This is a genomic window from Microbacterium sp. 13-71-7 (assembly GCF_002257455.1).
Taxonomy (GTDB): domain Bacteria; phylum Actinomycetota; class Actinomycetes; order Actinomycetales; family Microbacteriaceae; genus Microbacterium.
In genome coordinates, this window is the sequence record NZ_NCKN01000129.1 from 1 (window position 1) to 11,554 (window position 11,554).

The window sequence follows — 11,554 nt, forward strand, 5'->3', positions numbered from 1 at the left end:
CGATCTCCGAGGACCGCAAGAAGGCCGTCGACTTCTCGTCGTCCTACTACACGACCACGCAGGCGGTCGTCGCGGCGAAGGGCACCCCCGCCGCCTCGGCCACGAGCGTCGCGGATCTCAAGAAGGCCAAGGTGGGCGTCGCGACCGGCACGACGAGTTACACCGTCGCGAAGGCGCAGCTCGGCACCGGCGGCCTCAGCGTCTTCAACTCCGTCGACGACGTCGTCCAGGCGCTCAAGGGCGGCCAGATCGACGCGATGATCACCGACCTGCCCGGTGCGTTCTATGTGACCGGGGCGCAGCTCGAGAACGCGTCGGTGGTCGGGCAGTTCGCCGATGACAAGGGCGGCGACCAGTTCGCCTTCGTCCTCCCGAAGAACTCCGCGCTCACGCCCGCCGTCACGAAGGCCGTCGACGCACTGCAGAAGAACGGCACCATCGCCGAGCTGCAGAAGAAGTGGCTCAGCGAGGCCGTGAACGTCCCTGTCCTGAAGTGACCGCTCCCCTGGCCGACGCGGCGTGGCAGCCGAGCTCGCTCGAGCTGTCCCGCCGCGCGCTCCGACGCCGGGCGACCGTGCGCTCCGTCCTGCTCGCGCTGCTGAGCAGCGTGGCGGTCGCGGTGGTCCTCGTCGTCGTGCTCGCCAACACCCCTGGCTGGAAGGTCGTCCGCGAGACGTTCTTCGACCCGAAGGTCGCCCTCGAGAGCGTCGGCCCGATTTTCCAGGGCCTGCTGCTCAACATCGTCGTGCTCGTGATCTCCGCGGTGTGCGTGGCGCTGCTCGGCACGCTGCTCGCCGTCCTGCGCTCGCTGCGCGGTCCGGTGTTCTTCCCGCTGCGACTGCTCGCCGCGGCATACACCGATTTCTTCCGAGGCGTGCCGCTGCTGATCGTGCTCTACCTGGTGGGCTTCGGGATCCCGGCGCTCATGATCTTCCCCCGTATGCCCGCTATGTTCTGGGGGACGATCGCCCTCGTCATCAGCTACTCGGCGTACGTCGCCGAGGTGCTCCGCGCCGGCATGGAGGCGGTGCACCCCTCGCAGCGGGTCGCGGCACGTTCGCTCGGCCTCACCCACGGGCAGACCCTGCGGATCGTGGTCATTCCTCAGGGTGTGCGCAAGGTGGTCCCCGCGCTCATGAACGACTTCGTCTCGATGCAGAAGGACGTCGGGCTCATCTCGGTCCTCGGCGCGATCGATGCGGTCCGCGCCGCGCAGCTGCAGGTCGCCGAGACGTTCAACTTCACGCCGTACATCGTCGCCGGGCTCTTCTTCGTGATCCTGAGCTGGCCGATGATCCGGCTCACCGACGTCGTCACGGCGCGTCTCAACAAGCGCGAGCAGGCCGGAGGGATCGTATGACCGCACCTGTGATCGAGGCGCTCGGCGTCCGCAAGCGATTCGGAGACCACGATGTCCTGCGCGGCATCGACCTCGTGGTCGATGCGCACGAGGTCGTGGTGCTGATCGGCGCGTCCGGATCCGGCAAGTCCACGCTGCTGCGCACGATGAACCTCATCGAGCGCGTCGACGACGGGCAGATCCTGCTCTCGGGGACGGACATCACCGATCCGCGGATCGACGCGGATGCGATCCGCGCGCGGATCGGCGTCGTGTTCCAGCACTTCAATCTGTTCCCGCACCTCACCGTGCTCGACAACGTCACCCTCGCGGCCCGCCGCGTGCATCGGCTGCCGAAGGCGGAAGCGGCGCGGCGGGGCCGCGAGCTGCTGACGACGCTCGGTCTCGGGGACAAGGCCGACGCCTACCCCGACCGTCTCTCGGGAGGGCAGCAGCAGCGCGTCGCGATCGTGCGCGCGATCCTCACGGACCCGGAGCTGCTGCTCCTGGACGAGATCACGAGCGCGCTCGACCCGCAGCTCGTCGGCGAGGTGCTCGATCTGGTCCGCGAGCTCAAAGGACGCGGCACGACGATCCTCATGGCCACGCACGAGATGTCCTTCGCGCGCGAAGTCGCCGATCGGGTCGTCTTCCTCAAGGACGGGGTGCTCGTCGAGCAGGGGCCGCCCCAGCAGATCTTCGACGCGCCGCAGCATCCCGCGACCGCGGAGTTCCTCGCCAGGGTTCCGCACTGACGACGCCTCCCGGGCTGAGCGGCCCGCTCAGCCCGCGGACGACGGCCGGATCTCGGTCCACTCCGCGAACTTCGGACGGCGGCCGTCGCCGGACGAGCGCCGGGTCACCCTGCGCTTGATCCAGGGCCCGACGTGCCGCCGGTAGTACGCGGCGGTGCTCAGCGGCTCCTCCTCCGGCGCCTCACGGGCATGCCACCACTCCTCCGGGGCTCCGGCGCCGACGGCGTCGAGCACACGGGCCGCGACGCGGTGGTGGCCGTTCGCGTTCATGTGCAGGCGGTCCTCCGCCCAGTACTCGGGCCTGCTGAGCTCGCGATCGGGCCAGTTCAGCGCCTGGAGGACGTCGGACCGGTCCTGGATCCTGCGGAGGACGGCGGCGGACAGCTCGTCGCCGCGGCGCTGGATGAGGGAGGTTAGCGGCAGCTGGGCCGACGGGTTCGCCCCGGAGAGCACGATCAGGGTCGCCCCGGCCTCGTCGCAGCGGCGCAGGACGCGCGTGAACGCGTCGGCGATGTGCTCGATGTCCGCTTTCGGGCGCAGCATGTCGTTGCCGCCGGCGTTGAAGGACAGATGCGTCGGCTTCAGAGCGAGAGCGGGCTCGAGCTGCTCCTCGACCACCGGCCAGGCGAGCCGACCGCGGATCGCGAGATTCGCATATGCGATCGGCTCGCCGATCGCGTCGGCCCAGCCCATCGCCGCGAGATCGGCCCATCCGCGGACGGTGCCGTCGGGCAGTTCATCACCGACGCCCTCGCTGAACGAGTCTCCGATGGCGACGAATCGAACCGCAGTCATCCCCTCAGCCTAAGACTCCGAACCGGCCTCTCGTGTCGAAACGCTGGCTCCGGAACGCGGATCGGACTACGCTCCGAGGCGTGAATGGGAATTTCTTCCGATGTTCCCCTGCTTCGTGAAATCAATTCTCAGAGTGGAGATGTCGTGACCGGACCTGTGTCTCGCCGCAACTTCCTGATCGGGGCCGGCGCTTCGGCGTTCCTCGCCTCGGTCCCCGTCTCGGCGTTCGCCGCGGAGCCGTCAAGCGCTGCGCCGCCGATCGACGCGCCCCCGGGGCTGCCGGTCGAGTGGGTGCCGGCCCCCTATCAGCAGACCGGATCGGATCCGGGCTCGTACGGGAACTTCGACTTGGCCGACCGTCCCGTCTCCCCCGCACTCCGGTTCATCGTGATCCACGACACCGAGGAGACGTACGACCGCACGCTGCAGCTCGTCCAGGATCCGACCTACCTCGCGTGGAACTACTCGATCCGATCCCGCGACGGGCACGTGGCGCAGCATCTGGAGACCAAGAACGTCGGCTGGCACGCCGGCAACTGGTGGTTCAACAGTCACGCGGTGGGCATCGAGCACGAGGGCTACGGCGCCGCAGGCAACACCTGGTTCACCGAGGAGATGTACGCGAACTCGGCGCGGCTCGTCGCGCATCTCGCCGCCGAGTACGGGATCCCGCTGGACCGTGCGCACATCATCGGGCACGACCAGGTTCCCGGCGTCGCACCCCGCAACATCCCGACGCAGCACTGGGATCCGGGCCCCTTCTGGGACTGGGAGCACTACTTCCAGCTTCTCGGCGCGCCGCTGGACCGCGGGACGCTCGGCTGGGGACGCAAGCCGCGCATCGGCGAGGTGGTGCGGATCCTGCCGGGCTTCGCGGACAACCTGCAGCTCGTGACCGGCTGCGACACGAACAACCCGCCCATCTGCCTCGACGATTCACCGAAGCCGTGCAACTTCGTCCCGCTGCACGCGGCGGCGTCCGCGGACTCGGAGCTGGTGCGCGACAAGGGCAAGGACCCGAGCGGCAAGCCGGCCACCACGAACGTCGAGGACATCGGCGCGCGGGCGAGCGCCGGCACCGACTACGTCGTCGCCGAAGTGCAGGGCGACTGGACGGCGATCTGGTACCTCGGCCAGAAGGCCTGGTTCTTCAACCCGCACTCTGGGCCGAAGGCGCGCGTGGTGAAGGACGCCAAGGTCGTGACCGCGCAGAGCGCCGCACCCGTGTTCGGGGTGGCGTACCCGGACAAGTCCGCCTATGCGGATCCTGCCGACTACCAGGCGGTCACACCGCTCGGCTACACCGTGTCGCCCGGGGAGGCGTACGTCGTCGTCGACGAGAATCCGCCGACCGACTACTACAAGGCATGGACGTTCGACGCGAACACCCCGAACGACCACATCGACATCTCCCAGCCGTCGGCGCACGTGCTGGTGAACCTCGGGCATCGCCTGGCGTTCGTGCGCAAGGCCGATGTGACCGTCTCCGCCGCAGGGTGAGCGGAGGGCGGACGGGCTCGGATGCCCGTCCGCCCTGCCTGCCTTGCGCGATCAGTCCTCGGAGAGCATCGCCCGCACCCGAGGGATGACCTCGGTGCCGTACAGCTCGATGCTGCGCATCATCGCCTCGTGCGGAAGCGGGCCGGAGGCGTACTTGAGCTCGAACCGGCCGATGCCGAGGGTGCGAACCGTGTCGACGATCTTCCGCGCGACGCGGTCCGGAGAACCGCTGTACATCGCACCCTCGGGGCCCACGTCGTTCTGGAACCGCGCACGGCTGTACGCCGGCCACCCGCGCTCCCGACCGATCGTGTTGTTCATCGCCTCCATGCCTTCGTAAGCCGCGTCCCAGGCCTCGGCGTCGGTGTCCGCGATGTGGCCGGGCGAGTGCACCGAGATCGGGTGGACCGCGGTGCCGAAGGCCGCGGTGGACCGGTGGTACAGATCGACGAACGGCCTGAAGCGTCCCGCCGCGCCGCCGATGATCGCGAGCGTGAGCCCCAGTCCGTAGCGCGCGACGCGGACAACGGATTCCGGCGACCCGCCCACGCCGACCCACGTGCGCAGGCCGTTCTCGGTCTTCGGGAAGACATCCGCGTTCTCGAGCGGAGCCCGCACGGTGCCCTGCCAGGTGACCGGCTCCTCCTTCAGGAGTTCGACGAACAGCTCGAGCTTCTCCTCGAACAGGCGGTCGTAGTCGCGCAGGTCGTAACCGAAGAGCGGGAACGACTCCGTGAAGGATCCCCGCCCGAGCACGACCTCCGCGCGGCCGTTCGAGAGCGCGTCGAGCGTCGCGAAACGCTCGTAGACGCGCACCGGGTCATCGGACGACAGCACCGTCACCGCGGTACCGAGGTGGATCCGCTCGGTGCGGGACGCGATCGCGGCGAGCACCATCTCGGGGCTCGACACCGCGAACTCCCGCCGGTGGTGCTCCCCCACGCCGAAGTAGTCGACGCCGACCTCCTCGGCGCGCACGGCCTGCGCGACGATGTTGCGGATCGTCTGCGCTCCGCTCAGCATCTCGCCATCGGCCCCGCGGCTCACGTCGCCGAACGTGCCCAATCCGAACTGCAGATCCATCCCTGCCCCTTTCGTATTCAGATGAATGAACCCTCAAGGGGCAGGGCGCATTCCCATGGCGGGACAGGGCGCTCAGTCGACCTGGAACACCGACCGCAGCGTGTCGAGGCCGACGCCGCCCATGTCGAGCGCGCGCTTGTGGAACGCCTTGATGTCGAAGGCGTCGCCCTCCCGAGCCTTGACGGCGTCGCGGACCTGCTCCCAGATCCGCTGCCCGACCTTGTAGGAGGGCGCCTGACCCGGCCAGCCGAGGTAGCGATTGACCTCGAACTGCCGGAACTCATCGGACATGTTCACGTTGCGGCGCATCATGTCGAGCGCATAGTCGTGATCCCACACGCCCTCGCCGTCGAGACGCGGCTTGCCGAGGTGCACCCCGATGTCCAGCACCACGCGGAGGGCGCGCATGCGCTGCCCGTCGAGCATGCCGAGACGGTCGGCGGGGTCGTCGAGGTAGCCGAGCTGCTCCATGAGGCGCTCCGCGTAGAGGGCCCAGCCCTCCGCATGCCCCGAGGTGCCGGCCAGCACGCGGCGCCAGGTGTTCAGCTCTGCGCGGTTGTACGTGGCCTGCGCGATCTGCAGGTGATGCCCCGGCACGCCCTCGTGGTAGACGGTCGTGAGCTCACGCCAGGTGTCGAACTCCGTCACGCCCTCGGGAACGGACCACCACATGCGCCCGGGGCGCGAGAAGTCGTCGGTCGGACCGGTGTAGTAGATCCCGCCCTCCTGGGTCGGCGCGATCATGCACTCGAGTTCGCGGATCTGCTCTGGGATGTCGAAGTGCGAGGCGCCGAGCTCTGCGATGGCCCGATCGCTGGTCTCCTGCATCCAGCGCTGCAGGGCCTCCGTGCCCACGAGCTTGCGCGCGGGGTCCGCCTCCAGATGCGCGACGGCCTCTTCGACGGTGGATCCGGGCAGGATCTCGTTCGCGATGGCGGTCTGCTCCGCGACCATGCGGGCGAGCTCTTCGCGGCCCCATTCGTACGTCTCATCGAGGTCGATCGTCGCACCGAGGAACCGGCGCGAGGCCAGCGCGTACAGCTCGCGACCGACGGCGTCCTTGTCGCCGGCGACCGGGGCGAGCTCCGCACTGAGGAACGACCGCAGCCCGTCGTAGGCGACACGGGCGGCCGCGGAGCGGTCGGCGAGTTCGCGGGCGAGGCTCGCGGGCAGCTGCCCCTCCTCCGTCGCGGCGTCGGCGACGAACGCGGCGAAGAAGCCGTCGTCCGCGGTGTAGCGGGCGATCTGCGTCGCGACCTCGACGACCTGGCGTCGCGCGGGCACGACGCCCTTCGCGATGCCCTCGCGGAGCGTCTCGACGTACCCGTCGAGGGCGGCGGGGATCGCGCCGAGGCGTTCGGCGATGACGCTCCAGTCGTCGGCCGTCGCCGTGGGCATGAGGTCGAAGGCCTGGCGCACGTCCTGTGCGGCGGACGCGATGACGTTCAGGTCGCGGAGGTGCCACTGCGCATCGTGCTGCTCGATCGAGAGCCGGAGCTCGGCGGAGAGATCCGTCTTGGTGACGCGGTCGATCTCGTCGACGGGCTCCTGGGCGTCGAGCTCCGCGAGAACGCGGCGGGTCTCCGCGATCGCGTGCTCGTGGCCGGCAGGGCTGAAGTCGTCGAGACGGCCGTTGACCTCGTTGCGGCCGATGTAGGTGCCGAGGATCGGCGAGAGCTCGGCAAGGGTGTCGACCCAGCCCTCCGCGATCTGATCGATGGTGGACGGCGTGCGCGTCGTGGGCTGCTCTGCGGTCATCCCCTGAGCCTATCCATGGAAGGGGCCCCGCTCCATGGAACGACGCATCCCCGGAGGGCGCGTCGTGGAGCGGGGCCCCTCGCACGCGGCCGGGTCAGTGCGCGGCTTCGTTCCAGTCGCCGCCGCGGCCGACCTGCACGTCGAGGGGGACGGACAGTTCGGCCGCGCCGCCCATGCGCTCGCGGACGATGCGCTCCGTCGCGTCCCACTCCCCCTGCGCGACCTCGACGACGAGTTCGTCGTGGATCTGCAGCAGCACCCGCGAGGCCAATCCCTGCTCGACCAGGTCGGCGTGGATGCGGAACAGCGCGATCTTCATGATGTCGGCGGCGCTGCCCTGGATGGGGGCGTTGAGCGCCGCACGCTCCGCGTTCTCGCGGAGCACGCGGTTCGGGCTGACCAGGTCGGGGAACGGACGGCGGCGCCCGAAGATCGTCTCGGTGTAGCCGACCTCCTTCGCGGCGAGCACGGAGGCGCGCAGGTAATCGCGCACGGCGCCGAATCGGGCGAAGTACTCCATCATGAGCTGCTTGGCCTCGGACTGCTCGATGCGCAGCTGCTTGGACAGCCCGAAGGCGCTGAGCCCGTAGACCAGCCCGTAGGACATCGCCTTGACCTTGGTGCGCATGGCGGGGCTGACCTCCTCCGGCTCGACGCCGAACACCCGTGCGCCCACGAAACGGTGCAGGTCCTCTCCGGAGTTGAAGGCCTCGATGAGCCCCTCGTCGCCGGACAGGTGCGCCATGATGCGCATCTCGATCTGCGAGTAGTCCGCGGTGAGGAGCGTCTCGTAGCCCTCGCCGACCTGGAACGCGCTGCGGATCCGCCGCGACTCCTCGGTGCGCACCGGAATGTTCTGGAGGTTCGGATCGGTGCTGCTCAGCCGGCCGGTCTGGCTGCCCGTCTGCACGTAGGTCGTGTGGATCCGGTGATCGGCGCGGATCGCGGTGTCGAGCGACTCGATGATCTGCCGGAGCTTCGTCGCCTCGCGGTGCTGCAGCAGCAGATCGAGGAACGGGTGCGGATTGCTCTCCTGCAGGTCGGCCAGCACGGCCGCGTCGGTCGAGTATCCGGTCTTGGTCTTGCGGGTCTTCGGCAGCTCGAGCTGCTCGAACAGCACCTCCTGGAGCTGCTTGGGCGAGCCGAGGTTGACCTCGCGCTCGATGATCGCGAAGGACTCCTCGGCGATGCGGCTCGCCCGCTCCCCCAGCTCCTGCGAGAAGCCGGACAGGATCTCGTGCGAGACGGCGACGCCCGCGAGCTCCATGTCGGCGAGCGTGATGAGGGTCGGCAACTCGATCTCGCGGAGCACCCGGTCGACGCTCTCCGGCACGTCCGTACGGAGCGCCGTGGCGACGCGCGCCGCGAACCAGGCCAGCTGCGCGGGCGAGGCGCCCTCGGTCTCCGGCACGAGCTGGCTCGGATCCGCCTCCGGCAGCTTCTCGCCCAGGTAGCGGTCCACGAGATCGGCGAGCGTCTTGTCGGGGTAGCTCGGACGCAGCAGCCAGCCGGCGAGATTGGTGTCGTACGCCAGGCCGCCGACGCGCACGCCTGCGGTGTGCAGGGCCTTCACCTGCGGCTTGGCGTCATGGAAGATCTTCGGCGCGTCGGACGCGAGCCAGTCCGCCAGGGCGGCCTGCACCTGCGGGGACCACGAGAGTTCGATCAGATCGTCGCCGTGCGCGAGTCCCACGCGCTGCGGCAGACCGCCGGCCGTGGTCACCTCGACCGCGACATCGCCGGTCGCGGCCTTCAGCCAGGCGGCGACGCCCTCCGCGGCGAGCTCGGCGGCGGCGGGGAGGACGACCGCGGCGACCTGCTCCTCCTCAGGAGCGTCCTCGCCGACGGCTTCGAAGACCCGCGGCAGCAGCGTGCGGAACTCCAGGCGCGCGAAGATGTCGCGCACCGCCTGCGCGTCGATCGGGCGCGTCTCGAGGTCGGCGGGACCGACCGGGAGCTCCACGTCCTGCAGGAGCCGGTTCAGCTTGCGGTTGCGGCGCACGTCGTCGATGTGGTCGCGCAGGTTTCCGCCCACGACGCCCTTGATCTCCCCCGACCGCTCGAGCAGCTCGTCGAGCGTCCCGAACTGGGTGAGCCACTTCACGGCGGTCTTCTCGCCCACCTTCGGCACGCCGGGCAGGTTGTCGCTCGTCTCGCCCACGAGCGCGGCGATGTCGGGATACTGCTCGGGGCGCACGCCGTACCGCTCCTGCACGGCGATCGGGTCGTACCGCTTGAGCTGCGACACGCCCTGCACGTTCGGGTAGAGGAGGGTGACCTGGTCGTTCACTAGCTGGATCGTGTCCCGGTCGCCGGAGACGACGAGCACGTCGAAGCCCTGCTCCGAGCCCTGGGCGGCGAGCGTCGCGAGGATGTCGTCGGCTTCGATGCCCTCCTTGGTGAGGACCGGGATCGACATCGCGGCGAGACAGTCCTGCAGCAGCGGAATCTGCCCGCGGAACTCCGACGGCGTCTCCGAGCGCGTGGCCTTGTACTCGGGGTACTCGTCGGTGCGGAACGAGTGCCGCGAGGTGTCGAAGGCGATCGCCAGGTGGGTCGGCCGCTCCGCCTTGATGAGGTTCACCAGCATCGACAGGAAGCCATAGATGGCGTTCGTGTGCTGGTTGTCCTTCGTGGTGAAGTTCTCCACCGGAAGGGCGAAGAAGGCCCGGTATGCGAGCGAATGGCCGTCGACGACCATGAGGGTAGGCTTTGCGGAGTCCGTCACGATTCCAGCCTAACGACCCCGGCGGACATCGAATCGAGGAGGATCCCGCGTGAGCGACCAGGTCGACGCGAGCACCGAGCGGACGAGCCCCGGACTGGAGTGGGCGACCGAGCGCGGCATGGGTGCTCTGGCCGAGAAGATGGGCCTGAGCTGGGTCGAGTTCTCGGTGGATCGCTGCGTCGCCACGATGCCCGTCGAGGGCAACACGCAGCCGGTCGGCCTCATGCACGGCGGCGCCTACGTGGTGCTCGGCGAGTCCCTGGGCTCGATGGCCGCGAACCTGCATGCGGGTCCCGGGCGGCTCGCCGTGGGTGTCGACATCAATGCCACGCACACGCGCTCCGCGACGAGCGGCCTCGTGACCGGCGTGTGCACGCCGATCCACCTCGGCCGCAGCGTCACCGTGCACGAGATCGCGGTGACCGACGATCAGGGCCGGCGCTGCTCGACGATCCGCATCACGAACATGATCAAGGATCTGCCCGCCGCCTGAGCGGTCAGGAGCCGCCCTCCGCAGCGTCCTCCAGGATCCGCTGGAACAGCACGTGATCCTGCCACTCCCCCGCGATCCGCAGGTAGCGCGGGGCGGGGCCGATCTCGGTGAAGCCGGTGGCCCGCAGCACCCGCTGCGAGGCCTCGTTGCGCAGGAGCGTCGCCGCCTGGACGCGGTGCAGCCCGACGTCGTCGCGCGCGATCGCGCAGACCGTGTCCACCGCGCGGCGCATGAGCCCCCGGCCCGCCAGCCCGTGGTCGATCCAGTAGCCGAGGTGCGCGCTCCAGAACGCGCCGCGGACGATGTCGCTGAGGTTCACCCGCCCGACGATGCGGTGCTCGCCGTCCTCGAGCACGTACGCGGCGCTGCGACCGTCCTCGACGGCCCGCAGGGCCTCGGCGACCAGTTGCCGCTGCCGCGCGACGGTGAAGAACTCCTCGGAGCGCAGCGGCTCCCAAGGCTCGAGGTGTGCGCGATTGCGGCTGTACGCCGCCGCGAGCTCCTCGCCGTCGCCGGCGAGGAGCGGACGGAGCCGGATCCCGTCGCCGAGATCCACGCCGCTACTTCTTCGGCGCCAGCTGCTCGATGATCGCCTTCGCGACGTCCTGCATCGTGAGGCGGCGGTCCATCGACGCCTTCTGGATCCAGCGGAACGCCTCGGGCTCGGAGAGGCCCATCTTCTCGTTCAGCAGCCCCTTGGCGCGGTCCACGAGCTTGCGGGTCTCGAAGCGCTCGACCATGTCGGCGACCTCGGCCTCGAGCGTGATGATCTGCTCGTGGCGGGCGAGGGCGATCTCGATCGCCGGCAGGAGGTCGTTCGGGGTGAACGGCTTGACGACGTAGGCCAGCGCACCGGCCTCGCTCGCACGCTCGACGAGCTCCTTCTGGCTGAAGGCGGTGAGCAGCACGACGGGGGCGATGTTGCCCTTGTGCAGCTTCTCGGCAGCGCTGATGCCGTCCAGCTGGGGCATCTTGACGTCCATGATGACGAGGTCGGGGCGCAGTTCGGTCGCGAGCTGAACCGCGGTCTCCCCGTCTCCGGCCTCGCCGACCACGTCGAAACCGTTGTCGCGGAGGATCTCGACGATGTCGAGGCGGATCAG

Annotated in this window: 11 protein-coding genes; 5 read left to right on the forward strand and 6 right to left on the reverse strand. The window is 69.5% G+C overall.

What is annotated here, in order from left to right:
- The 3 genes from B7X32_RS12860 to B7X32_RS12870 form a co-directional block, all read left to right on the forward strand.
- Positions 1-497, forward strand: a 497-nt coding sequence (locus tag B7X32_RS12860; protein ID WP_292720178.1) for an ABC transporter substrate-binding protein, incomplete at its 5' end; no start/stop codon positions are given.
- Positions 494-1,360: an amino acid ABC transporter permease gene (locus B7X32_RS12865; RefSeq protein ID WP_292720179.1), complete on the forward strand. Its 867-nt coding sequence runs from the start codon at positions 494-496 to the stop codon at positions 1,358-1,360. The genes B7X32_RS12860 and B7X32_RS12865, both read left to right, overlap by 4 nt.
- A complete protein-coding gene (locus B7X32_RS12870) occupies positions 1,357-2,094 on the forward strand; it encodes an amino acid ABC transporter ATP-binding protein (protein ID WP_292720181.1) in 738 nt (245 codons plus the stop codon). The genes B7X32_RS12865 and B7X32_RS12870 overlap by 4 nt, the downstream gene beginning before the upstream one ends.
- A gap of 27 nt (positions 2,095-2,121) precedes the next feature.
- On the opposite strand, the gene B7X32_RS12875 is transcribed toward B7X32_RS12870, so the two are convergent.
- Entirely contained in the window at positions 2,122-2,889 is a 768-nt protein-coding gene (locus B7X32_RS12875) for an SGNH/GDSL hydrolase family protein (RefSeq protein WP_292720183.1), read from the reverse strand.
- Positions 2,890-3,033: 144 nt separating this feature from the next.
- Here B7X32_RS12875 and B7X32_RS12880 point away from each other — a divergent pair, with 144 nt between their 5' ends.
- The gene (locus B7X32_RS12880) at positions 3,034-4,389 is read left to right on the forward strand and encodes a peptidoglycan recognition family protein (protein ID WP_292720186.1); all 1,356 of its coding nucleotides are present in this window, start codon (positions 3,034-3,036) and stop codon (positions 4,387-4,389) included.
- Between the two features lie 51 nt (positions 4,390-4,440).
- On the opposite strand, the gene B7X32_RS12885 is transcribed toward B7X32_RS12880, so the two are convergent.
- The 3 genes from B7X32_RS12885 to polA all read right to left on the reverse strand — a co-directional run bounded on the left by B7X32_RS12885 (position 4,441) and on the right by polA (position 9,958).
- A complete protein-coding gene (locus B7X32_RS12885) occupies positions 4,441-5,472 on the reverse strand; it encodes an LLM class flavin-dependent oxidoreductase (RefSeq protein WP_292720188.1) in 1,032 nt (343 codons plus the stop codon).
- Positions 5,473-5,544: 72 nt separating this feature from the next.
- Positions 5,545-7,230, reverse strand: a complete 1,686-nt coding sequence (locus tag B7X32_RS12890; protein ID WP_292720191.1) for a DUF885 domain-containing protein — start codon at positions 7,228-7,230, stop codon at positions 5,545-5,547.
- 94 nt (positions 7,231-7,324) lie between these two features.
- Positions 7,325-9,958, reverse strand: a complete 2,634-nt coding sequence (gene polA / locus B7X32_RS12895) for a DNA polymerase I (protein WP_292720194.1) — start codon at positions 9,956-9,958, stop codon at positions 7,325-7,327.
- 118 nt (positions 9,959-10,076) lie between these two features.
- On the opposite strand from polA, the gene B7X32_RS12900 reads away from it, so the two are divergent.
- Positions 10,077-10,451: a hotdog fold thioesterase gene (locus B7X32_RS12900; protein ID WP_292720200.1), complete on the forward strand. Its 375-nt coding sequence runs from the start codon at positions 10,077-10,079 to the stop codon at positions 10,449-10,451.
- A 4-nt stretch (positions 10,452-10,455) separates the two neighbouring features.
- On the opposite strand, the gene B7X32_RS12905 is transcribed toward B7X32_RS12900, so the two are convergent.
- Together B7X32_RS12905 and B7X32_RS12910 are read right to left on the reverse strand one after the other, a co-directional pair.
- Positions 10,456-11,007 (reverse strand): GNAT family protein, encoded by a 552-nt coding sequence (locus B7X32_RS12905; RefSeq protein ID WP_292720196.1) that lies wholly within the window; start codon positions 11,005-11,007, stop codon positions 10,456-10,458.
- 4 nt (positions 11,008-11,011) lie between these two features.
- Positions 11,012-11,554 (reverse strand): response regulator (locus B7X32_RS12910; protein ID WP_292720198.1); only part of this gene is annotated, 543 nt, incomplete at its 5' end.